The following is a 22377-nucleotide window of genomic DNA, read 5'->3' as shown; positions in this document are numbered from 1 at the left end:
CGCCTCGGGCCGTCCCCCGGGTCGTGCACATCCCAAACCCCGCGCAAGCGGAAGGCACGGCGCGGGTGCCCCTATGAACCTTGGGAGACGGCAGCATGACCCAGCAGTCACTGGAGCCCAGGACCACGGCCGAAGACGCGGGCGAAGGAACCCGTATCCCGGCCGGCAGGTCCTGGCTCGACCGGTACTTTCACATATCCCAGCGAGGAAGCTCGGTCGCGCGCGAGGTGCGCGGCGGCGTCACCACCTTCATGGCGATGGCGTACATCCTGCTGCTCAACCCGCTGATCCTGTCCGGCAAGGACGCGGCGGGGAACACGCTCGGCCAGCAGGCACTGATCACCGCTACGGCGTTCGCGGCGGCCTTCAGCACACTCCTGATGGGCTTCTTCGGCAAGGTGCCGCTCGCCCTGGCCGCCGGACTCTCCGTCTCCGGCGTCCTCTCCTCGCAGGTCGCGCCCCAGATGACCTGGCCGCAGGCCATGGGCATGTGCGTGATGTACGGCGTAGTGATCATGCTCCTGGTGGTCACCGGCCTGCGCGAGATGATCATGAACGCGATCCCCCTCGCACTGAAGCACGCGATCACGATGGGCATCGGCCTGTTCGTCGCCCTGATCGGCCTGGTGAAGGCGGGCTTCGTCCACCAGGGCAAGGCGACACCGCTCTCCCTCGGTGCGACCGGCGAACTCGCCGGCTGGCCGGTGCTGCTCTTCGCCGCGACGCTCCTGCTGATCTTCATGCTCCAGGCCCGGGGCGTCCCCGGCGCGATCCTCCTCGGCATCGTCAGCGGCACGCTCCTCGCGGTCGTCCTCAACGCCTTCGACGTCATCGACCCCAGGCAGTGGGCCAGCGGCGCGCCCGAGCTGCACGGCAGCGCGGTGTCCATGCCGGACTTCTCGATCTTCGGAGACGTGGAGTTCGGCGGCTGGGGCCAGGTAGGCGCGATGACGGTAGGCATGATCGTCTTCACCCTGGTCCTCGCCGGGTTCTTCGACGCGATGGCCACCATCATCGGCGTTGGCACCGAGGCCGAACTGGCCGACGACAAGGGCAGGATGCCCGGCCTGTCCAAGGCACTGTTCATCGACGGCGCGGGCGGCGCGATCGGCGGCGTCTCGGGCGCCTCCGGCCAGACGGTGTTCGTGGAGTCCGCCACGGGAGTCGGCGAAGGCGCCCGCACCGGCCTCTCCTCCGTCGTCACGGGCCTGTTCTTCGCGGCCTGCCTGTTCTTCACCCCGCTGACGGCGATCGTGCCGGGTGAGGTCGCGGCCGCGGCCCTGGTGGTGATCGGCGCGATGATGATGACGAACGCCCGGCACGTGGACTGGGCCGACCGCGCCACCGCGATCCCGGTTTTCCTGACGGTCGTGATCATGCCGTTCACGTACTCCATCACCGCGGGCGTGGCGGCCGGAGTCATCAGCTACGTTGCCATCAAGGCCGCACAGGGCAAGGCCCGGGAGATCGGGGCGTTCATGTGGGGCCTGACGGCGATCTTCCTCGTCTTCTTCGCCCTGAACCCGATCGAGAACTGGATGGGCGTGCACTAGACGCTTAGCATCAACGCCCCTCCGCACATCGGCCGTTAGGAGAACGAGACATGCTGGACATCGCCGAAGAGCTGCACCGGTGGGTCGAGCAGGGACGTGACTTCGCCGTGGCCACCGTGGTGGCCGTCGGTGGCAGCGCGCCCCGCCAGCCGGGCGCCGCCCTCGCGGTGGACACCGACGGCACAGCGATCGGCTCTGTCTCCGGCGGCTGTGTGGAGGGCGCGGTGTACGAGCTGTGCCAACAGGCGTTGGCGGACGGGAAACCGGTCCTCGAACGCTTCGGCTACAACGACGAGGACGCGTTCGCCGTGGGCCTGACCTGCGGCGGAATCATCGACATCCTGGTAACGCCGGTACGCGCCACGGACCCCGCCCGGGACGTCTTCGCCGCAGCGCTCTCCGTAGCCGTACGCGGGGAGGCGGCGGCGCTGGCCCGCATAGTGTCCGGACCCACGGAACTCCTGGGCCGCGCCCTCCTGACCCACCCCGACGGCTCGTACGAGGGCGGATTCGGCGCACATCCCGAACTGGACCGCACAGTGACAGCGGAGGCACGCGCCTTCCTGGACGCGGGCCGCACGGGCACCCTGGAAATCGGAGAGCAGGGCTCTCGTTGCGGAGCACCGCTCACACTTCTGGTCGAGTCGTCGGTCCCGCCACCCCGGATGATCGTCTTCGGCGCGATCGACTTCGCCTCCGCCCTGGTCCGCGTCGGCAAGTTCCTGAACTACCACGTCACGGTGTGCGACGCCCGCCCGGTCTTCGCGACATCGGCCCGCTTCCCGGAGGCCGACGAGATCGTGGTCGACTGGCCACACCGCTACCTGGAGCGCACCCAGGTGGACGCCCGCACGGTCCTGTGCGTCCTGACCCACGACGCCAAGTTCGACGTACCCCTCCTCCACCTGGCGCTGCGCCTCCCCGTCGCATACGTGGGCGCGATGGGCTCCCGCCGCACCCACCTGGACCGCAACGAACGCCTCCGCGAAGTAGGCGTCACCGAGCCGGAGTTGGCCCGCTTGCGCTCCCCGATCGGGCTCGACCTGGGAGCCCGTACGCCCGAGGAGACGGCCCTGTCCATCGCCGCTGAGATCGTCGCGAACAGACGAGGAGGCACCGGCGTCTCCCTGACAGGCGCCCACACACCAATCCACCACGACATGCCGCCGACACCGACACCGACACCGACACCCACGACCCGAATCGGCTCGGTGGCCTGACGCGCGCACGCGCCCGCCGGTCGTCGTCGAGGCGACGGGCGTCAGACGTGGGCAAGAAGACGATCCAACGGCCGAGGCGTCCGCTCCAGATCGAGACTCTCGACCATCTCGCGCGCGTACTGGGCCTTGCGACCACTGTGCGTCCCCAGGAACCTCCGCAACTGCTGCTCCACGGTCCGCTCCCGCTGAGCGGGCTGGTTCTGGAAGGTACGGAACGGCCGGGACTCCCCCTGATCAACCACAACTCGCTGCACGACGCCGGCGCCCAGGGCCCGGATCAACTCATCCTCCAGATCCACGTCGCACACGTAGAAACCAAACGCTTCCAGCCCCTCGGGCGGGATGTCGGACCCGAGCCCGGCCCGCTCCAACGCCCGCCGGAAGAACCGCTCCTCTCCGACGTCGCACAGGCCGGCGAGCCGCACGCCAAGTCCCTGAGGCCCACACAGATCCACGAACCTGCCGACGCTGGTCGCACCCCCGAGCGGCACGACCGACACACCCTCACTGTCCAGATCCCGACCACGCCGCGAGGCCAACGCCTCGACCGCGACCTGATCGCTGCCTCCTTCGACGAGCACGACGGTACGCAGCCCGACGCCGACGGCCAGCTCCCGCGCGGCTTCACCGGCCGCCGAGGCCCCCACCCCGCCGGCCGCCCACTCGACGACGGCCCGACGGAATCTCTCCATGTCGCTCATGAGTCCCAGTCTCGCAACTCGGCACGGAAACACTCCACGGACTTTTGACATGGTGAGCTCCATGACTGTCATGGGCGAGCCGGTGGAACGCGTGGACGAGCACGACCGAGTACTCGACATCGTCGACCGGGGCGAAGCCATCCGCCGCGGCTGGCTGCACCGAGTGGCGACGGTCGTATGCCGCGACACCCAGGGCCGCATCCTCGTACACCGGAGACCGGAAAGTGCGGCACGCTTCCCCGGCCGGTACAACTGGCTGCTGGGCGGCGCCGTCGAAGTGGGGGAGTCCTACGAGGAGGCCGCGACCCGCGAACTGAGAGAGGAACTAGGAACAACGACCACGGTCCGCTTCGCCTTCAAGTACCTCTGCCGGGGAGAGATCAGCCCGTACTGGATGGCGGTGCACGAGGCCGTGATAGTCGGCGGCACGACACCGGACCCGACGGAGATCGCCTGGCACGACTGGCTACCGGAGACCGACTTCCGAGAGGCGTTGCACCGCTGGCCGTTCGTCTCGGACAGCCGGGAGGCCTTCACGAGGTACGCGGAGCTGTGAGGGAACCTCCAGCCGCCGTCCCCACCCGCAGTGCGCCAACAGGCCCACGCGCCATCGCCGTATATCCGATGACATTGAGTGTCATCACTAGGATGAGTGACATGGGTCGATGGATGCCGGACGCAGCGGGCCGACTGTCGCGAGCCGCGCTTGAGTTGTACGAGGAGCGCGGCTTCGAGGACACCACGGTCGCCGAGATCGCCGAGCGGGCCGGTCTGACGAAGCGGACGTTCTTCCGTCACTTCCCCGACAAGCGCGAGGTGCTGTTCCCGCTCTCGGCCCGGATTCATGAGGTGATCGTCGACGCCATGGCCGCCGCACCGGCCGACCTCTCGCCGCTCGCCGTCGTCCTGGAGGGGTACGGCGCCGCTGTGGACATGGTGAACACGGGGCATGCGCGCGCCCGGCGTCGCCGGGCCGTCATCGTGGCCAACCCGGAGCTTCGGGAACGAGAGCAGGCCAAGTTCGCCGCGACCAGTGCGGCCGTGACCGAGGCGTTGTGCGAGCGCGGTGTCGCGCCGCGGGCCGCCTTCCTGACCGCCGCGGCGGGTGCCGCCGCATGGAGAGCCGCGCGCGAATGCTGGATCGAGGGTCCGGAGACACAGGACCTGTACGTCCTGCTGCGTGAATCCGTGGAGGAGCTCAGGGCCGCGGTCGCGGCCCCGCTCGCCCCGTAAGCCACAGATACAGCCGCAGGTACGGCCGCAGGTACGGCTACAGCTACCGGTACAGCCGCGCCTCTCCTTGTCGCTCTCGTCACCCATGACACCTGGTGTCATCACTGTTACGATGACACCAGGTGTCATCACATGCCACGTGTTCGACCGGGAGGGTGCATCACGCATGTCGGAAACGTTCGACGAGGCAACCACGCTCAAACGACGAACCTTCGTCGCGGCGTCGACAGCGGCGGCCGGTCTACCCCTGCTGACCTCGGATCGCCTGCCCACATCCACAACCACACCCGCGCCGGCCGACCGGCTCTCCACCGTCCGTCTGACGGTCAACGGCGAGCAGCGCACCGCCCAGGTCGACAACCGCACCTCACTCCTCGACCTCCTCCGCGAGCACCTGGACCTCCCCGGCACGAAGAAGGGCTGCGACCAGGGCGCCTGCGGAGCCTGCACGGTGCTCGTGGACGACCGGAGGGTGAACGCCTGTCTCACCCTCGCCGTGATGCACCAGGGCGCGCGCGTCACCACGATCGAGGGGCTCGCCCGGGGCGAGCAACTGCACCCGCTGCAACAGGCGTTCATCGACCACGACGGCCTTCAGTGCGGCTACTGCACGCCGGGGCAGGTCATGTCGGGCGTCGCCTGTATCGCCGAGGGCCACACCGGCTCCCGGGAGGAGATCCGCGAGTGGATGAGCGGCAACCTGTGCCGGTGCGGGGCGTACACGAACATCGTCTCCGCCATCGAGCAGACAGCCAAGGAGGCATGACCGCGTGCACCCCTTCGCCTTCAGCCGAGTCTCCACCGTCACCGCCGCGCTCAACGCCGGTGCCCGCGACGGCCGTTACGTCGCCGGCGGGACCACACTGGTCGACCTCATGCGGGAGACCGTCGAGCGCCCCGCGCACGTGGTCGACATCAACGGGCTGCCGTACAAGGACATCACCGTCACCCGACAGGGGCTGCACGTCGGTTCCCTGGTCCGGATGAGTGAGCTCGCCGCGCATCCGGAGGTGCGCGCCACGTACCCCGTCCTCTCGCAGGCCCTCGAACTCAGCGCCTCGGCCCAGCTGCGCAACATGGCCTCCATCGGGGGCAACATCATGCAGCGGCCCCGCTGTCCGTACTTCCGGGACGTGCACTCCGCGTGCAACCGCCGTGATCCGGGCTCGGGTTGCGATGCCCTCCGCGGTGACAACCGTATGCAGGCGATCCTGGGGACGAGCACCCACTGCGTGGCAACTCACCCCTCCGACCTGGCAGTTGCCCTCGTGGCGCTGGACGCCGTGATCCAGGTACGGGGCCTCGACGGCACCCGCTCCATCCCGGTCCAGGACTTCTTCCTCCGCCCCGGGGACACGCCCCAGAGCGAGCACTCGCTCCGGCCGGGCGAACTCATCACCTCCCTGACCGTCCCCACGGGAGCGCACACGCGCCGCTCGGGTTACCTGAAGGTCCGCGACAGGCAGTCGTACGAGTTCGCCCTCGCGTCCGCAGCGGTGGCGCTGGACATCAGGGGCGGCGTGGTGCGGGGCGCCAGGGTGGCCGTCGGCGGTGTGGGGACCGTGCCGTGGCGGCTGCCCAGGGTGGAGGAGGCGCTCGTCGGCAAGCGGCCGGGGCGCCGGACGTGGACGGATGCCGCGGCCCTCGCGGCCGACGGCGCCGTACCGCTGTCCGAGAACGCCTTCAAGGTGAAGCTGGTCGAACGGACCGTACGCCGCCAGCTCATGACGATCGGAGGACAGTGATGGCGACGACAGCCGTCGGGCAGCCGCTCTCCCGCGTAGACGCCCGCCGCAAGGTGACCGGAACGGCCACCTACTCGGCCGAGCACCGCGTCGAAGGCCTGTTGTACGGCGTGATCGTCAACGGCACGGTGGCCCGCGGCACGGTGAGCCGGATCTCGGTGGACGCGGCGCTCGGCCACCCGGGCGTCCTGCACGTCCTGACCGACTTCGGCGGCCTGCGACTGGCCCACCCGGTCGATCGGATCGCCTTCTACGGCCAGCCCATCGCGGTCGTCGTCGCGGAGACCCTGGAGGCGGCGACCCATGGCGCCTCGCTGGTCGAGGCGACGTACGAACGGCAGGACGCGGTAACCGACTTCGACGCCCCTGACATCCCCTCGCAGACACCCGCCGACGAGCCCGACTACAGCCGCGGCGACCCGGCGGGCGCACTGGCTTCGGCGCAGGTGAAGGTGGACCTGGAACTCACCAGCGCCCGGGAGAACCACAACCCCATCGAACTGCCCTCGACCATCGCCCGGTGGCAGGACGGACGGCTGACGCTCTGGGACAAGTCCCAGTGGTCACAGGGCGCCGCGCGCACGGTGGCCGGCGCGCTCGGCATCGCCGTCGGCGACGTACGCGTGCACAACGAGTTCCTGGGCGGAGGGTTCGGCAGCGGAATCCAGACCTACGACCATGTCATCCTGGCCGCGTTCACCGCGCGCGAGGTCGACAGGCCCGTCAAGGTGGTTCTGACCAGGCGCCAGTTCTATTACGGCACCGGGTTCCGGCCGGCCAGCCGGCACAGGATGGCCCTCGGCAGCAGCATGGCGGGGCGCGTCAGCGCTCTCGTCTACGAGGCCCGTATCGAGAACGCGCGCTACCAGACCTACACGGACGGCCTGACCGACCTTCCGCAGTTCCTCTACGGCGTCCCCAACACCCGTACCGCCTACCGGGTCACGCCCGTCGACGTCCACTCCCCGTGCTCCATGCGAGGCCCGGGCGTGGTGCTCGGCAACTTCGCCCTGGAAACCGCGATGGACCAGCTAGCGCACGAACTGGCCGTAGACCCCGTCGAGTTGAGGCTGCGCAACGAACCAACCCAGGACGAAGTCTCCCAACTCCCCTTCTCCACGCGGAAGTTGCGAGAGTGCTACGAGACAGCCGCCCGCCGCTTCGGCTGGTCCCGAAGGCAGGCCAAGCCGGGCTCGCGCACGGACGGCGACCTGCTCATCGGCATGGGGATGGCCACCGCCAGCTACCACAACAACCGACGCGACTGCAGCGCACGGGCCCGCATCCATGCCGACGGCACGGCCGAAGTCTTCGCGGCCAGCGCGGACATGGGCCCCGGCACCACCACCTCGGTCATGCAGGTCTCCGCGGACGCCCTGGGGCTGCCCGCCTCGGCGGTCACTTTCAGACTGGGCGACTCCAGCTACCCCACCGCACCCCTGCACGCGGCGGCCACCACCATGGCGAGCGTGGGCTCGGCCGCGCACACCACCTGCAACGCGCTGAAGGCGGAGTTCATCCGCAGGGCGGTGGCGGACCCCGACTCGCCTCTCCACGGCGCGAATCCGGCGGATGTCCAGGTGCGCGACGGCCGGCTGGAGACATCCGGCGCCCGGGACAGCTACCGGGACATCCTGCGCCGCGCCGGTCTGCCCAGCCTCGACATCACCGGCAACTGGGGCCCGGGCGACGCCGATTCGAAGATCTCCACCTACGGCTACGGAGCTGTCTTCGCCGAAGTCTCCGTCGACCCCCTCCTTGGCCTCGTCCGCGTACGACGAATCTTCGCGGCGTACGACGTAGGACGGGTGATCAGCCCCAAACTCGCCCACAGCCAGGCCATCGGCGGCATGGTCGGCGGCATCGGAATGGCCCTCCTCGAAGGCACCGTCACCGACCACCGCGACGGCCGCATCATCAACGCGAGCCTCGCCGACTATCTGGTGCCAGTGAACGCGGACATCACGGACCTCGACGCCGCCTTCATCAACACCGAGGACCCACAGGCCGATCCGATCGGCGTGAAGGGACTCGGTGAGATCACCATCGTCGGCGTGGCGCCCGCCATCGGCAACGCGGTGTTCAACGCAACGGGCAAACGCCTGACGGACCTGCCGATCCGCCCTGAAGCACTACTTTGACCTACCTGGACGACCTCACGACGCCGCGGCACGAGCGGCAGCCGCAAGGGCCGCCCCTCGCGCACAAGTTCCGCAACAGGTCGCCTTGCCGAAGCAGGCAGCCCCCGTGCACGACGAGCGACCCATCGGGAAGGGGCCGCCTGAAGCGCTGAAGGGCTGTGCCTACCGCGCAGCCCTCCGCCGCGCCAGCACCGGAATCGCCGCGATCTTCTCGGGCGTCAGGTCGTCCCACACCAATCCCCGCGGACGCCTGCGGTTGGGGCAGGGGATCACCTCGTCGGGCGTGACGATGTAGTCCACGGAGAAGTCGTGCTCGGTCTCGGGGATGTCGTCCTCGATGACCTGGAGCTGATGCACGGGCGCCACGATCACGGTCTTCTCGGTGACCAGGCCGGCCTCGACAAGAAGCGCGACTTCAAGGTCGGAGTACCCGGCACCCTTGCCGATGCGCGCCCCCGACCGATTCACGGCCACGCTGCCGCAGACGACGATGTCGATCGGCTCGACCTCTTCAACGCCGACGCGCCGGGCAACCTGGGCCGCGCCCTTCTTCTCGGCGGCCTCCTCGGGCGAGATGTCGAGCGTCTCGGGGTCGAGCAAGTAGAAGGGCTCGGGACTCGCCATCCTCGGCACGGCCATGTAGACGCGCTTGCCGTCCTTCAGCGCACGGACACGCACGGGAAGCTGCGCCCAGTCGGGGTTGGCCTTGACGGTCGCAGCTCGTCGCCACTGCCCCAGCCCGGCCAGTTGCTCGGCCGTCCCCTCGGTTCCGTAGAAGCCGGGGATCTTGCCGTACGAGTCGGCCGGTGCGCCGCCGCCGTCAATGAGCCGTCGCCACACCCGCTCGCGTACGGCTTGCTTGGCTTGGTCGATCTCCGTCACGCCCCACCCGTTCTATATGGCCATGAGCGCAAGCAACCTGTCGTTGATCTCCTGCGCCCACGGCTCGTCGCGCCACTGCCGCAGTTCTCGTCCGGCAGAGAACGCCAGATTAAGACCGCCTCCGCCGCGCGTCAGCTCGACGGCATCAATGGTGTGATGCATGACGCCCGCTGCCTCATCCAGCTTCCCCTGGCGGATGAGCGCAAGCGTCAGGTTCCCCAGCACGATGGCCTGACTCTTCTTCTTGGAGGCGAGCGCCCGCGAGGTCATGCGGAGGATGGGTTCGGCCCGCTCCGGGAGGGCGAGGAACAGGTAACAGGACCCGGCGAGCCGGTTGAATTCGTTGACGGTGTAGTACGGCGCGGCCACATCATCCGGGTGTGCCCGGTCGAACTGTGCTTCGGCCCTTCTCAGCGCGTCCTCGCACTCATTAAGTGCCCCGGTCATTGCATGGCCCTCGGCGACATGAAGCAGGCTGAGCCCAGTGAGCGACGGGCTCACCAGCTTGGCGACCTCGGCTGCCTCCTCCGCGAGCGTCACCCCGAGGACAGGATTCTTCTCGCCGTAGAGCGCGACGAAGCTCATCCGCAGCGTGGCGTACGACTCGGTCGACGGATCACGCGCATGTCGAGCCGCATCAACCGCTTCCCTGAAGTACCCGAGTGGCGCGCGGTGGTCGCGGCGCTGACTGACGTCCCAGACCAGTTGCCCCATGAACGTTGCCGAGTCGGCCTCGACTTCGTACAACGCGCGACGGACACGAGGGTTCACTGCGTTCTCACGGAGGAACCGCACCTGGCCGTGCAGTTGACCAGCCCGACCAAGGAGGGCGGTTGACGCCTCTTGGTCGTACGCCTCATCCACCTTGCGCAGCTGCTCATGGAGATAGGCGACCACCATGAGGTCGGCAGAGGCCGGGTTTTCCAGGGCGTACGTCATCCGCTCGCTGGGGTGGCTCTGGGTGAGAGTCACGTCGTCGAAGAGCGCTTGAAGTTCCTCGCTTGAGACCTTGAGCGCACGGGCCAGTTTTGGCCGCAACCACGCTTGCGGCTCGGTCTCGGCGCTTTCCCACCGACCTACCGTTGAACGCTCGACGCCAAGAAACTCGGCAAGCCCCTCCTGGGTGAAGCCTGTCGCCTTCCGGCGTCGGGCGAGGCGTACGCGTTTCGCTGTCATCGCCCATACCTCCCATGCGGGGGCGAGTTGCCACCGTAGCGAGCACACGGCATCTGTGCAGGCCAGCGCCGGCGATCTCGCACGGATGCGGCAACCGTGCCGCACGATTGCTGTGGTGTTGGCACAGGTCAAACCGCTTATCTGGCTTGCAGGTTGGCGAGCGGCCTGGACCTCCGTGCCACCGCTCGCCAGCCGTTCCAGTCCCTCAGGAGGAACGGATGCGGCCTGTCATGTTCGGGTATATGCGGCTCACCGCAAGTGACGACGGCGATGAAACCGAGTCAATCCAGCGGGAGTTGGCGATGCATGCCTACCGCGAAGGCTTCGAACTGGAGCGGCTGTTCATCGAACGGCTCCGCACTGACGGCGAGTCCGCCTTCTTCACGTTGGTCGAGGCAGTCAAGAACGCCGAGGTCAAGCATGTGATCGTGCCGTCTCTTTGGCACTTTGCCCGGCTGCCTGGCCTTTCTGGAATCGCGATCCATGAAGCAGATGCCGCTGATCCTTCCGGACGGCATCCGGGCAGCCCGAGGGCCGATTGAAGGGCAGGCACGCACGGCGCTCTTCGACCAGCTCATGAAGACGACCGTACAGGCGACGATCTCGGCGCGGGTGGACGACGTGAGTCAGGGCCTTTGGCTGAGCGCTCCGTCAGGAGCCGCGTAGAAGCCGATCCACCACCCGCCCGAACATCCACCGAGCCACCCACCCCACCAGGGGATCGCAAACCCGAGGCACCCCCCGCACCCCCAACTCCTCTCGCCACACAACCCGCGAGCCACCCACCCCCGACCGCACCTCGATCTCGGCCCACCCGACGACAAAGCCGCCCAGCTTGACCAGTCGGCAGAACCCGCCCCGCTCGCCCCGGGGCGGTCGCCAGGCGACAAGCTCCATGCGGTCGTCGAACCCCACCGGCCCCACCCCGGTCCGAGCCACGATCACGGTGCCCTCCCCGCCCCCGTCCCCGGCAACAACAGCGACCCGGGTCAACGGCACCACCTCCCCATGCCGCTCCCACAGCGTGAGCCGCCGCCACGCCTCACCAACGTCGAGGGCACTGTCCCGCCGCACACAAAACTCAACCACGCCAGAATCGTAAGCACCCCACCGAGCCGCACCCGCCAACGCACGTGCGGGGGCGGGGCCGTGCCGGTGCGTCACGTTCGCGACGTACGGTTCCCGCTGGAAACCTCACCCAGAAACTCAGGGCAGTACGCCCGGAGGTCGCGAACGGACGTACCGGCACGGCCCCGCCCCCGCCACCCACCGGACCGGAAGCGCTCACACGTCCAACAGATCCCGCACCCGCACTGGCAACCCGGTCTCGAACGACTCATTGGCGGCCAGCCCGGTAACCAACGACTTCGCCCCATCGAAGGCGTCGGCCGCCCGCCCCAGGGCATCCTCACCGCACCGCGGCCCGAACAGATCGGCAAGCATCCGCACATCCCCACCCCCGTGCCCACCCTCAGCCACACCGCCTTCGTCCCCGTCCCCGCCCCCGACCTTCACCACACGAGGCCGCTCCCAGAACCGCCGCACCAACAACTCCGTACGACCAGCCTCTTCACCGACACCCGACCCATGCATGACAGGACTCGCCCCATCGACGCGCTCCTCGGGCGGAACCCACGTCGACTCCTCCACCAACAGCTCCAACCGCCCCTCACTCCCGTTGAAGGCGACGCGATACCCCTCCCAGGGCGAGTAGGCGGTCAAGTGATAGGTGAGAGAGGCCCCAGACGCATACCGCACAAGCACCGCCATGTCGTCCTCGATGGTCACCCCGGGCCCGAACACGTTCTGGTCCCGGTGATACCCGTCCTCCCTCTCGGCGTCGAGATACAGCGAACTGAGCACGGCCGAGTCCGCCAGACGCAAGGCGAACGGGTCGCCCTGAGCGGCAGCGGAGCCGTGCGCCCGGGCATAGGGTCGCGCGAGCCCCCGCCGCCGCCCCGCTTCCTCGCCGTAGAAGAACAGCCCACCCTGCGCGAACACGGTCTCCGGCTCCGTACCCAGCCACCAGTTGACCAGGTCGAAGTGGTGCGTGGCCTTGTGCACCATGAGCCCACCGGAGTTGGCCTTGTCCCGGTGCCACCGCCGGAAGTAGTCCGCGCCGTGCCGCAGATCGAGCAGCCACTCGAAGTGCACAGAGCCGACCTCGCCGATCTCCCCGGCCGCGATGAGTTCCCGCACAGCCGAATGCACGGGGTTGTAGCGGTAGTTGAACGCCACCCGCACCTCACGACCGGACCGCCGCTGGGCATCCAGGACGCGGCGGGCCCGCTCGGCGTCGGTCGTCATCGGCTTCTCGGTGACCACGTCGCAGCCCGCCTCCAGCGCACGCACGACATAGTCGTCGTGGGTGCGATCGACACTGCACACCACAACAAGATCCACGCGCTCGCGGCGCAGCATCACCTCGAAATCCTCGGCCGCGTACGCCGCCACGGGCTCCCGTCGAGGATGATCGGCCGCGATCCAGCCGTTGTGGACGGCCATGCGATGGGCGTTGACGTCACAGAAGCCCACCAACTCGATCCGGTCCGCGTACGGCCCGGTCAATGCCTCGGTGAACATCCGGGCACGAGCCCCGAGCCCCACGACGGCACAGCGCCGACGCTCTCCCGCACCGAATACGGCAGCCGCTGGAGACGCGGTGGACGCGGCGGAGGCGGCGGAGGCGGCGGAGGCGGTGGACGCGGTGGACGCGGCGGAGGCGGTGGACGACGCGGTGGCCGAAGCGGATCCGGTGCAAGGGTCTTGTTCTGACATCAGGACGTCCTTAGGGTCATGCCGGGGGGTGGAAGCGCTTTCTAGTGAAAGAGGTGAACCACTCATGCCCGGAATCAGGACAAGGGAGTCCTGGAAGCTCCGCGTCGCGGCGGCCACGGCGACGCTGGCGTTCTGCTCAGTGCTCGTCGGCTGCTCAGGATCGGGCGAATCGACCAGCGCGGGCGGCTCGGTCTCACTGCGCTACACCTGGTGGGGCAACCCGGACCGGGCCGCCAGGACGCAGGAGGCCGTCGAGCTCTTCGAGAAGAAGCACCCGGGCATCGACGTACAGACCTCGTTCGCGGGATACGAACCGTACAAGCAGAAGCTCGCCACCCAGGCCGCCGGCGGCGACGCCCCCGACGTGATGCAGCTCGACTACCGGATGATCGACCAGTACGCCACAGGAGGCGTGCTCCTCGACCTCGGCGAACAGGAATCCGTCCTGAAGACGGGGGAGTTCGAGCCGGGGCTGCTCGCCACCGGCAAGGTGGACGGAAAGCTGTACGCCATCCCGCAGGGCCGGGGCTCCGAGACCATGGTGTACGACACCACGCGGTGGAAGGCCGCCGGAGTCGAACTGCCCAAGCAGGGCTGGACCTGGACCGACTGGGCCGACGCCATGCGCGCGCTGGCCGAGAAGACCGGCAAGCCCGGCGGCACCGACCCCGGGCAGAGCGAGGACGCCTTCGAGGTCTGGCTGCGCGGCCAGGGCAAGTCCCTGTACACGGAGGACAAGCGACTCGGTTTCACCGCCGACGATCTCACACGGTGGTGGACCTTCACCGACAAGCTGCGGCGCGAGGGTGCGGTCTCGTCCGCCGAGCAGACGACACAGCTCGACGGCTCGGTCGAGAACACTCCGCTGGGCCGTGGCACGGCCTTCTCCGAGATGAACTGGGATGCCCCGGCGAGCGGTTACCTCGCCCTCGTCCCGGACGGGGTCTCGCTCGCCCCCATGCCGTCGAACGAGGACGGCACGCCCGGCCAGTACTTCAAGCCCTCCATGTTCATGGGCGTCGCGGCCGACACGAGCCATCCCAAGGAATCCGCTCAGCTCGTCGACTTCATGCTCAACGACAGGGAGGCGGCGAAGATCGTCGGCGCGAGCCGCGGCATCCCGGTCAACGAGTCGATCCGCGACGAGATCGCCACGGACCTCAAGGACTTCGACAAGACCATCTACGAGTACCAGGCCCCCTTCGAAGGCAAGCTCAACGCCCCGCCCCAGGCGCCCCCTTCGGGAGACAGCGCCCTGCAGACCACCTTCCAGCGCGACTACGACCAGGTGTCGTACGAGCGGCTGTCGCCCCGCGAGGCGGCCGAGAACTACGTCACCGAGGCGAAGGCGGAGCTGAGGTCATGACCACCACACAGATACCAACAGCCGTACGCACGCCGGACGTCGACCCGCCGAGCAAGCCGCGGCGACGCCAACGCGAGGGCGCCGCCTGGGTGTTCCTCTCGCCCTGGGTCCTCGGCGCCGCCGTACTGACCCTGCTGCCCATGGCCGTCTCGCTCTATCTCTCCTTCACCGACTACGACTTGTTCAACCCGCCCCAGTGGGTGGGCCTGCGCAACTACACGCAGATGTTCACCGAGGATCCGCGCTACTGGCGCTCGGTCGTCGCGACCCTGACGTACGTCGTCATCGCCGTACCCCTCCAACTCGGCCTCGCGCTGGTCGTCGCGCTCGCCCTGAAGAACATGAGGCGCGGCAAGGGCTTCTACCGCTCCGCCTTCTACGCGCCCTCCCTGCTCGGCACCTCGATGTCCATAGCCCTCGTGTGGCGGGCCATCTTCAACGACGGCGGTACGGTCGACAACCTCCTCGGCACCGGCGGCTGGGTCAACAAGCCCGGCTGGGCACTCTTCGCCGTCGCCCTGCTGACGGTGTGGCAGTTCGGCGCTCCCATGGTCATCTTCCTCGCCGGACTCCAGCAGATCCCCACGGAGCTGTACGAGGCGGCGTCGGTGGACGGGGCGAGTCGCTGGCGGCAGTTCCTGTCCATCACCGTGCCCATGCTCTCCCCGGTGATCTTCTTCAACCTGGTGCTCCAGACCATCCAGGCCTTCCAGGTCTTCACCCCCGCCTTCGCGGTGAGCGCGGGCAAGGGCGGCCCCGCCGACTCGACACTCTTCTACACGCTCTACCTCTACGACCGCGGCTTCGTCGCCTCCCACATGGGCTACGCCTCCGCGATGGCCTGGGTACTGCTCCTCGTCATCGGCGCCGTCACCGCCGTACTGTTCCGCACCTCGCGCTCCTGGGTCTTCTACGCGTCCGAGGGGGACCGATGACCACCTCAACTGTCGCCGTACGCAAGCCGGTTGCCTGGCATCGCATCGCCCTGCACCTCGGCTGTCTGGCCGCGCTGCTCGTGATGCTGTACCCGCTGGCATGGCTGCTCGCCACCTCGCTCAAGCCCGCCAACGAGGTGATCGCCAGCCTCGACCTGCTGCCCAGCAGCCTGGAGTGGTCCAACTACCAGACAGCCCTCGACGGCGTGAACGACGTCTCCGTGTGGCAGCTGCTCGGCAACTCCCTGTTCATCGCGGGCGGCGCGGTCGTCGGGAACGTACTGAGCTGCTCACTGGCCGCGTACGCCTTCGCCCGGCTGCGCTTCCGCTTCCGCGGTCCGCTCTTCGCGTTCATGATCGCGACGATCATGCTGCCGCACCACGCCGTGCTGATCCCGCAGTACATCATCTTCAACCAGCTCGGCATGGTGAACACCTACTGGCCGCTGATCCTGCCCAAGTTCCTTGCCACGGAGGCGTTCTTCGTCTTCCTCATCGTGCAGTTCATGCGCGGGCTGCCGCGCGAGCTGGAGGAGGCGGCGCGCATTGACGGCTGCGGCCCGTTCCGGAGCTTCTTCCTGGTGATCCTGCCGCTGACGCGACCCGCGCTGATCACGACCGCGATCTTCACCTTCATCTGGACCTGGAACGACTTCTTCACCCAGCTGATCTATCTCTTCTCGCCGGAGAAGTTCACGCTCACGCTGGCGCTCAGGTCGTTCGTGGACGCGTCCAGCCAGTCCGCGTTCGGCCCGATGTTCGCGATGTCGGTGATCGCCCTTCTCCCGATCGTGCTGTTCTTCCTCGCCTTCCAGCGGTTCCTGGTCGAGGGCATGGCGAACTCCGGGATCAAGGGATGAGCGCCGGACAGGCCCGCGAGACGGGCGAGATCTTCGGTCCGCGCATGACGCTGTTCGCGGACGTGCTGAGCGTCGGCGTCTGCACGGCCCTCGTGTCGCTGCCGGTCGTCACGCTGCCGGCGGCGCTGTCCACGGCGTGCGCGGTCCTGCGCGGCGCCCGCGAGGACCAACCAGCCACGGCGGGACGGTACTTGGCGCTGCTGCGGCAACGCCTGCGCGCCGGGGACCTCGCGGCCGGAGCGCTGTTCCTGGCCGGGGTCCTGCTGCTCTGGGCGGACCTGGCCCTGGCCGGCGCGGGACTGCCGGGTGCCCCGCTGTTCGCGATCGTCGCCGCCGTGATCGGCGCGTACGCGGCCGTCGTCGGCCTCCGTGCCTGCGGGCGCCCCGAGTCGCTCACCGACTGGCGGGCGGCGGTGGGCGGGGCCGCCCGGGACTCCGTACGGGATGTGGGCGGCAGCGGTCTGGTCCTGCTCGCCGTCGTGGCGGCCGCGATGTGCGCGTGGATGCTGCTGCCGCTGCCGCTGGCGTTCCTGGTGCCGGGGCCGCTGGCGATGGCACTGACGGCGGTCGACGTACGGATGCCTCCGCGTCGGTACGCCCCGCGTGAGGAGGCGGCCGGACTTCATCAGGATCTGACCGGCTGAGTGGCTGACTCAGACTGGCCGCCTCGGCGATGTCACCGAGGCGGCCGTCGGCTTTCGCCGAGGAGGCAGCCGAGGCCGTGCGCGCCGTGCCGAACCAGGCCCGAGGGAAACTGTTCGGCCCGTCGTGACGTCTTGATCATCGAAAGGAACGTCACGACCGCACGAACAGGAAGTACAGCCTTGGAGATCACAGGATCCAGTTCCAGCTCCGGCTCCAGCTCCAGCTCCCGCTCCAACTCCGGCTCCGGCCCCGGCTCCCGTTCAAGCCCCGGCTCCCGCTCCCGCCCGAACCGCCGTACGGTACTGGCCCTCGGCGCCGGCACAGCACTGGTGGCGGCCGCCCCGACCGTGGCACAGGCCTCAGCTCCCGGCGGAGTCGGCCTCTCCGGACTCTCTGGACTCTCCGGACGGCTGAGCGACCTGGAGCGGGAGCACTCCGCGCGCCTCGGTGTCCTCGCCCACGACACGGCCACGGGCCGGACCGTCGCGTACCGCGCGGACGAACTCTTCCCCATGTGCTCGGTGTTCAAGACGCTCACGGCCGCGGCCGTCCTGCGGGACCTCGACCGCGACGGTGAGTTCCTGGCCCGGCGCATCCGGTACACCAAGGAGTACGTCACGGCCGCGGGCTACGCCCCGATCACGGGCACCGACGAGAACGTCGCGGGCGGCATGACCGTCGAGCAACTGTGCGCCGCCGCCGTCTCCCACAGTGACAACGGGGCCGCGAACCTCCTCCTGCGCGAGCTGGACGGACCGACCGCGGTCACCCGGTTCTGCCGCTCGGTCGGCGACCGGACGACCCGGCTCGACCGGTGGGAACCCGAGCTGAACTCGGCCGAACCGTGGCGCACGACCGACATCACCAGCCCTCGCGCCATCGGGCGGACCTACGCACGGCTCGTCATCGGCGGGGCGCTTCCGTCCGAGGACCGCGAACGCCTGACCGGGTGGCTCATCGCCAACACCACCAACACCGAGCGTTTCCGCGCCGGCCTGCCCGGCGACTGGACCCTCGCGGACAAGACCGGGGGCGGCTCGTCGTACGGGGTCGCCAACGACGTGGGTGTCGTATGGCCTCCCGGACGGCCGCCCCTGGTGCTGGCCGTCCTGTCGACCACGCACTCCCCCGAGGGCCCCTCGGACAACCCGCTGGTCGCCAGGGCGGCCGAGCTGGTGGCGACGGAACTCACCTGACGCACCAGGGAGAACGAGCGCCGGATGCCCGATCACGGTGCCGAGGACCGGCCGGGGGCACACAAGTCCTCGGCCGGTCGGATCAGCTGGATTGATCGGATCGGTGAATCAGTCGGCCAGGCGGCTCAGTTGGCGGGCAGCTCCGCGCGGACCGTCTGGGCGGCCGCGACCAGGTTCCCCAGGGACGCCCGGGTCTCGGGCCAGCCGCGGGTCTTCAGGCCGCAGTCGGGGTTGACCCACAGCCGTTCGGCCGGGATGGCCTCAAGTCCCTTGCGCAGCAGGGCGGCTGCCTCGTCCGTGCTCGGGACGCGCGGTGAGTGGATGTCGTAGACGCCGGGCCCGGCCTCGCGCGGGTAGCCGTGCGCGGCCAGTTCGCGGGCGACCTGCATATGGGAGCGGGCGGCCTCCAGGCTGATGACGTCGGCGTCGAGGTCGTCGATGGCCTGGACGATGTCGCCGAACTCGGCGTAGCACATGTGGGTGTGGATCTGGGTGTCCGGCCGGACCCCGGCCGTGGTGAGGCGGAACGCCTCGGTGGCCCACGCCAGATAGCCGGGGTGGTCGGCGGCGCGCAGCGGCAGGGTTTCGCGCAGGGCGGGTTCGTCGACCTGGATGACCGAAGTCCCGGCCGCCTCAAGGTCGTTCACCTCGTCGCGCAGGGCGAGGGCGACCTGCCGGGCGGTGTCCCCGAGCGGCTGGTCGTCGCGGACGAAGGACCAGGCGAGCATGGTGACCGGTCCGGTGAGCATGCCCTTGACCGGGCGGTCGGTGAGCGACTGGGCGTACGTCGTCCAGCGCACCGTCATCGGTTCCGGGCGGGAGATGTCGCCGGCCAGGATCGGCGGGCGGACATAGCGGGTGCCGTAGGACTGGACCCAGCCGTGCTGCGTGGCGAGGTAGCCCGTCAGCTGCTCGGCGAAGTACTGGACCATGTCGTTGCGTTCGGGCTCGCCGTGCACGAGGACGTCGATGCCGGTCTTCTCCTGGAAGGCGATCACCTCCTGGATCTCCGCCTTGATGCGCTCCCCGTATCCGGCCGCGTCGAGCCGGCCGACACGCAAGTCGGCCCGAGCGGTGCGCAGTTCGGCGGTCTGCGGGAAGGAGCCGATGGTGGTGGTCGGCAGCAGGGGCAGCCCGAGGTGGGCGCGCTGGGCCGTGGCCCGCTCGGCGTACGGCTGGGAACGGCGGGCGTCGGCCTGTGTGACCGCGGTGGCGCGGGCCCGTACGGCCGGGTCGCGGGTGATGGGGGAGCCCGCGCGGGAGGCCAAGTCGGCACGGTTGGCGGCGAGTTCGCCGGTGATCGTGCCGGTGCCCTGGGCGAGGCCCTTGGCGAGGGTGACGATCTCGGCGGTCTTCTGGCGGGCGAAGGCGAGCCAGCGCAGGATCTGCGGTTCGATGTCGCGTTCGGTGGTGGCGTCGAGGGGGACATGGAGCAGTGAGCAGGAGGCGGCCACGTCGACCCGGTCGGCCAGCCCGAGCAGTGTGCCGAGCGTGGCGAGGGACGCCGACAGGTCGTTCACCCAGATGTTGCGGCCGTTGACCACGCCCGCGACCAGGCGCTTGCCGGGCAGACCGCCGACCCTGGCCAGGGCGTCCAGGTTGGCCGCGGCGGCCTCGGTGAAGTCGAGCGCCAGACCCTCCACCGGAGCCTTGGCCAGCACGGGCAGTGCGTCGCCGAGCCGGCCGAAGTACGAGGCGACCAGCAGCTTGGGACGGTCGGTGAGGGCGCCGAGGTCGCGGTAGGCGCGCGCGGCCGCGTTGAGTTCGGCGGGTGTGCGGTCCTGGACGAGGGCCGGTTCGTCGAGCTGCGCCCAGTCCGCGCCCGCGGCCCGCAGATCGGCGAGGACCTCGGCGTACACGGGCAGCAGCCGGTCCAGCAGGGTCAGCGGGTCGAAGTCGGCGGGCACGCCGGGCGCGGGCTTGGCGAGCAGGAGGTAGGTGACGGGGCCGACGAGGACCGGGCGGGCGGTGAGGCCCAGGGCGAGGGCCTCACCGAGTTCGCCCACCTGCTTGGCGGAGTCGGCGGTGAAGACGGTGTCCGGCCCCAACTCCGGTACCAGATAGTGGTAGTTGGTGTCGAACCACTTCGTCATCTCCAGCGGCGCCACGTCCTGGGTGCCGCGCGCCATCGCGAAGTAGCCGTCGAGCGCGTCGGCCTCGACCGCGGCGCGGTGGCGCCCGGGGATCGCGCCGACCATGACGCTGGTGTCCAGGACATGGTCGTAGTACGAGAAGTCGCCGGTCGGCACTTCGTGGAGGCCGGCCTCGGCCAGTTGCCGCCAATTGGTGCGGCGCAGTTCGGCGGCGGTGGCCCGGAGGGCGTCGGCGTCGACGCGGCCCTTCCAGTACCCCTCGATCGCCTTCTTCAGTTCCCGGCCCCTGCCCTGACGGGGGTAGCCGTACACGGTGGCCCGTGCCGCCGCGGCTGCGGACTTCGCTGTCACGGAACTCTCCTTCGCGAGATGTCTCCCTGAGATCCCGGGACGGACGTGAACGCGAAGGGGTGACGAACCCGGCAAGGTACCTCGCGCGACAAGCGCGGTCGTCCGCCGGATATGTACGCCGACCCGCCCACGAGGTCACCGGGATGTCCGTACGCGATCGGTCGCGTACGGGCAGATGGCAGGTCTTCGGACTCGTGGGCGCGTCCTCCGTACGGAGGACACCTACTGGCCGTCGCTTCCCAGGCCCCGCTTCTTGGGGCCCAGTGCGTATGACGGCGGTCGTTCCCACTCACCGCTGCGGGGCAGTCCCGGATTCCCACCGGGTTCCCTCTTGCGACGCATCCCGCCTGGCGGACGGGGCGAACCAGCTGCGCTTGCCAGCCTACGGGGTATGGGTCGGATGCGTCGATTTTGGGTGCGGGCCCGGTGGGGGCTGGTCGCGCCCACGATGGGGGAGAAGCCGAGAGTGAGGAAGGAGCCGCATATCGATACAGCCCCGCGCCCCCGAGGTGGGTCAGCTCGGCCCGGTTTCAAAGGCTCTCAGGATCCGCTCGGCCGCCAGGGTTGCGGTCAACTCGCCTTCCCTTACCTGGCGTTCGAGGTCCGGGGCCAGTGCGCGGACCGTCGGATCTGCGTGCAGTCGGCCCAGGAGTTCGTCGCGGACCATCGTCCACGTCCAGTCCACCTGCTGGTCGCGGCGCTTGGCGGCGAGGCGGCCGGTGGATTCGAGGAGCGTGCGGTGCTGTTCCAGGCGCTCCCAGACCGTGTCCAGGCCGGTGCCCTCCCGGGCGCTGCAACTCAGTACCGGCGGGGTCCAGGCCGCGTCGGCCGGATGCATCAGCCGCAGTGCGCCCGCCAACTCCCTTGCCGCGCCCCGGGCGTCACGCTCGTGCGGACCGTCCGCCTTGTTGACGGCGATGACGTCCGCCAGTTCCAGGACGCCCTTCTTGATGCCCTGCAACTGGTCGCCGGTCCGGGCGAGGGTCAGGAGCAGGAAGGAGTCGACCATGTTCGCGACCGCGGTCTCGGACTGGCCGACGCCGACCGTCTCCACGAGGACCACGTCGTAACCGGCCGCCTCCATCACCACGATCGACTCCCGGGTCGCCTTCGCGACCCCGCCGAGCGTCCCGGCGGTGGGGGAGGGGCGGATGAAGGCCGCAGGGTCGACGGCCAGGCGCTCCATGCGCGTCTTGTCGCCCAGGATGGACCCGCCCGTCCGGCTCGACGACGGGTCGACGGCGAGCACCGCGACCCGGTACCCGAGCGAGGTGAGCAGGGTCCCGAACGCGTCGATGAACGTCGACTTGCCCACGCCGGGCACGCCGCTGATGCCGATCCGCCGCGCCTTCCCGCTGTGCGGCAGCAGCTCGGTCAGCAACTCCTGTGCCAGCGCGCGGTGTTGGGGCTTCGTCGACTCGACGAGCGTGATGGCGCGCGCCACCAGCGCTCGCTTTCCGTCGAGAACGCCCTTCACATAGGTGTCGAGTTGGATCGCCACG

Annotated in this window: 19 protein-coding genes and 1 riboswitch; of the genes, 13 read left to right on the top strand and 6 right to left on the bottom strand. The window is 69.3% G+C overall.

Features of this window, described 5'->3' with window-relative positions; genetic code table 11:
* Positions 1 to 95: 95 nt before the first annotated feature.
* A complete protein-coding gene (locus OHA11_RS08715; protein ID WP_266493763.1) occupies positions 96 to 1553 on the top strand; it encodes an NCS2 family permease in 1458 nt (485 codons plus the stop codon).
* A 50-nt stretch (positions 1554 to 1603) separates the two neighbouring features.
* On the top strand, positions 1604 to 2773 hold the full coding sequence (locus tag OHA11_RS08710) for an XdhC family protein (protein ID WP_266493761.1): 1170 nt from the start codon (positions 1604 to 1606) through the stop codon (positions 2771 to 2773).
* A 41-nt stretch (positions 2774 to 2814) separates the two neighbouring features.
* Here OHA11_RS08710 and OHA11_RS08705 read toward each other — a convergent pair whose 3' ends face one another.
* The gene (locus OHA11_RS08705; protein ID WP_266493753.1) at positions 2815 to 3474 is read right to left on the bottom strand and encodes a TOPRIM nucleotidyl transferase/hydrolase domain-containing protein; all 660 of its coding nucleotides are present in this window, start codon (positions 3472 to 3474) and stop codon (positions 2815 to 2817) included.
* Positions 3475 to 3544: 70 nt separating this feature from the next.
* Between OHA11_RS08705 and OHA11_RS08700 the strand changes: the two genes are divergently transcribed.
* From OHA11_RS08700 to OHA11_RS08680, 5 genes are all read left to right on the top strand, one after another.
* On the top strand, positions 3545 to 4030 hold the full coding sequence (locus OHA11_RS08700) for an NUDIX hydrolase (protein WP_266507041.1): 486 nt from the start codon (positions 3545 to 3547) through the stop codon (positions 4028 to 4030).
* 101 nt (positions 4031 to 4131) lie between these two features.
* Entirely contained in the window at positions 4132 to 4707 is a 576-nt protein-coding gene (locus OHA11_RS08695) for a TetR/AcrR family transcriptional regulator (protein WP_266493751.1), read from the top strand.
* 166 nt (positions 4708 to 4873) lie between these two features.
* A complete protein-coding gene (locus OHA11_RS08690; RefSeq protein WP_266493749.1) occupies positions 4874 to 5473 on the top strand; it encodes a (2Fe-2S)-binding protein in 600 nt (199 codons plus the stop codon).
* A gap of 4 nt (positions 5474 to 5477) precedes the next feature.
* On the top strand, positions 5478 to 6452 hold the full coding sequence (locus tag OHA11_RS08685) for a xanthine dehydrogenase family protein subunit M (RefSeq protein WP_266493746.1): 975 nt from the start codon (positions 5478 to 5480) through the stop codon (positions 6450 to 6452).
* On the top strand, positions 6452 to 8593 hold the full coding sequence (locus tag OHA11_RS08680) for a xanthine dehydrogenase family protein molybdopterin-binding subunit (RefSeq protein WP_266493744.1): 2142 nt from the start codon (positions 6452 to 6454) through the stop codon (positions 8591 to 8593). The genes OHA11_RS08685 and OHA11_RS08680 overlap by 1 nt, the downstream gene beginning before the upstream one ends.
* Before the next feature lie 162 nt (positions 8594 to 8755).
* Here OHA11_RS08680 and OHA11_RS08675 read toward each other — a convergent pair whose 3' ends face one another.
* Together OHA11_RS08675 and OHA11_RS08670 are read right to left on the bottom strand one after the other, a co-directional pair.
* Positions 8756 to 9475, bottom strand: coding sequence for a 5-formyltetrahydrofolate cyclo-ligase (locus tag OHA11_RS08675; protein WP_266493743.1), 720 nt, complete (start codon positions 9473 to 9475; stop codon positions 8756 to 8758).
* 12 nt (positions 9476 to 9487) lie between these two features.
* Positions 9488 to 10651: a helix-turn-helix transcriptional regulator gene (locus OHA11_RS08670; protein WP_266493738.1), complete on the bottom strand. Its 1164-nt coding sequence runs from the start codon at positions 10649 to 10651 to the stop codon at positions 9488 to 9490.
* Positions 10652 to 10893: 242 nt separating this feature from the next.
* Between OHA11_RS08670 and OHA11_RS08665 the strand changes: the two genes are divergently transcribed.
* Complete coding sequence (locus OHA11_RS08665) at positions 10894 to 11193, top strand: hypothetical protein (protein WP_266493737.1); 300 nt, start codon at positions 10894 to 10896, stop codon at positions 11191 to 11193.
* Between the two features lie 742 nt (positions 11194 to 11935).
* On the opposite strand, the gene OHA11_RS08655 is transcribed toward OHA11_RS08665, so the two are convergent.
* A complete protein-coding gene (locus OHA11_RS08655; RefSeq protein ID WP_266493732.1) occupies positions 11936 to 13429 on the bottom strand; it encodes a Gfo/Idh/MocA family protein in 1494 nt (497 codons plus the stop codon).
* A gap of 64 nt (positions 13430 to 13493) precedes the next feature.
* Between OHA11_RS08655 and OHA11_RS08650 the strand changes: the two genes are divergently transcribed.
* The 5 genes from OHA11_RS08650 to bla all read left to right on the top strand — a co-directional run bounded on the left by OHA11_RS08650 (position 13494) and on the right by bla (position 18431).
* A complete protein-coding gene (locus OHA11_RS08650) occupies positions 13494 to 14795 on the top strand; it encodes an ABC transporter substrate-binding protein (RefSeq protein WP_266493731.1) in 1302 nt (433 codons plus the stop codon).
* Positions 14792 to 15730, top strand: coding sequence for a carbohydrate ABC transporter permease (locus tag OHA11_RS08645; RefSeq protein WP_266493728.1), 939 nt, complete (start codon positions 14792 to 14794; stop codon positions 15728 to 15730). Before OHA11_RS08650 ends, OHA11_RS08645 begins: the two co-directional genes overlap by 4 nt.
* Complete coding sequence (locus tag OHA11_RS08640) at positions 15727 to 16590, top strand: carbohydrate ABC transporter permease (RefSeq protein WP_266493725.1); 864 nt, start codon at positions 15727 to 15729, stop codon at positions 16588 to 16590. The genes OHA11_RS08645 and OHA11_RS08640 overlap by 4 nt, the downstream gene beginning before the upstream one ends.
* The gene (locus OHA11_RS08635) at positions 16587 to 17234 is read left to right on the top strand and encodes a hypothetical protein (protein WP_266493722.1); all 648 of its coding nucleotides are present in this window, start codon (positions 16587 to 16589) and stop codon (positions 17232 to 17234) included. Before OHA11_RS08640 ends, OHA11_RS08635 begins: the two co-directional genes overlap by 4 nt.
* Positions 17235 to 17537: 303 nt before the next feature.
* A complete protein-coding gene (bla, locus tag OHA11_RS08630) occupies positions 17538 to 18431 on the top strand; it encodes a class A beta-lactamase (protein ID WP_266507039.1) in 894 nt (297 codons plus the stop codon).
* Between the two features lie 125 nt (positions 18432 to 18556).
* Here the strand turns inward: bla and metE are convergent, their stop codons facing one another.
* The gene (gene metE, locus OHA11_RS08625; RefSeq protein WP_266493720.1) at positions 18557 to 20875 is read right to left on the bottom strand and encodes a 5-methyltetrahydropteroyltriglutamate--homocysteine S-methyltransferase; all 2319 of its coding nucleotides are present in this window, start codon (positions 20873 to 20875) and stop codon (positions 18557 to 18559) included.
* A 159-nt stretch (positions 20876 to 21034) separates the two neighbouring features.
* A riboswitch (cobalamin riboswitch) is annotated at positions 21035 to 21259 on the bottom strand.
* 130 nt (positions 21260 to 21389) lie between these two features.
* Positions 21390 to 22376, bottom strand: a complete 987-nt coding sequence (gene meaB, locus OHA11_RS08620) for a methylmalonyl Co-A mutase-associated GTPase MeaB (protein ID WP_266493719.1) — start codon at positions 22374 to 22376, stop codon at positions 21390 to 21392.
* Position 22377: the final 1 nt, after the last annotated feature.

Source organism: Streptomyces sp. NBC_00878, from assembly GCF_026341515.1.
In the GTDB taxonomy this organism is placed as follows: domain Bacteria; phylum Actinomycetota; class Actinomycetes; order Streptomycetales; family Streptomycetaceae; genus Streptomyces.
This window is presented reverse-complemented; position numbering and strand designations above follow the sequence as displayed.

Bases quoted from the DNA above. Each gene is read 5' to 3' on its own strand.
- OHA11_RS08715 (WP_266493763.1), top strand. From the start codon at position 96: ATGACCCAGCAGTCACTGGAGCCCAGGACCACGGCCGAAGACGCGGGC.
- OHA11_RS08710 (WP_266493761.1), top strand. From the start codon at position 1,604: ATGCTGGACATCGCCGAAGAGCTGCACCGGTGGGTCGAGCAGGGACGT.
- OHA11_RS08705 (WP_266493753.1), bottom strand. From the start codon at position 3,474: ATGAGCGACATGGAGAGATTCCGTCGGGCCGTCGTCGAGTGGGCGGCC.
- OHA11_RS08700 (WP_266507041.1), top strand. From the start codon at position 3,545: ATGGGCGAGCCGGTGGAACGCGTGGACGAGCACGACCGAGTACTCGAC.
- OHA11_RS08695 (WP_266493751.1), top strand. From the start codon at position 4,132: ATGGGTCGATGGATGCCGGACGCAGCGGGCCGACTGTCGCGAGCCGCG.
- OHA11_RS08690 (WP_266493749.1), top strand. From the start codon at position 4,874: ATGTCGGAAACGTTCGACGAGGCAACCACGCTCAAACGACGAACCTTC.
- OHA11_RS08680 (WP_266493744.1), top strand. From the start codon at position 6,452: ATGGCGACGACAGCCGTCGGGCAGCCGCTCTCCCGCGTAGACGCCCGC.
- OHA11_RS08670 (WP_266493738.1), bottom strand. From the start codon at position 10,651: ATGACAGCGAAACGCGTACGCCTCGCCCGACGCCGGAAGGCGACAGGC.
- OHA11_RS08665 (WP_266493737.1), top strand. From the start codon at position 10,894: ATGCGGCTCACCGCAAGTGACGACGGCGATGAAACCGAGTCAATCCAG.
- OHA11_RS08655 (WP_266493732.1), bottom strand. From the start codon at position 13,429: ATGTCAGAACAAGACCCTTGCACCGGATCCGCTTCGGCCACCGCGTCG.
- OHA11_RS08650 (WP_266493731.1), top strand. From the start codon at position 13,494: ATGCCCGGAATCAGGACAAGGGAGTCCTGGAAGCTCCGCGTCGCGGCG.
- OHA11_RS08645 (WP_266493728.1), top strand. From the start codon at position 14,792: ATGACCACCACACAGATACCAACAGCCGTACGCACGCCGGACGTCGAC.
- OHA11_RS08640 (WP_266493725.1), top strand. From the start codon at position 15,727: ATGACCACCTCAACTGTCGCCGTACGCAAGCCGGTTGCCTGGCATCGC.
- OHA11_RS08635 (WP_266493722.1), top strand. From the start codon at position 16,587: ATGAGCGCCGGACAGGCCCGCGAGACGGGCGAGATCTTCGGTCCGCGC.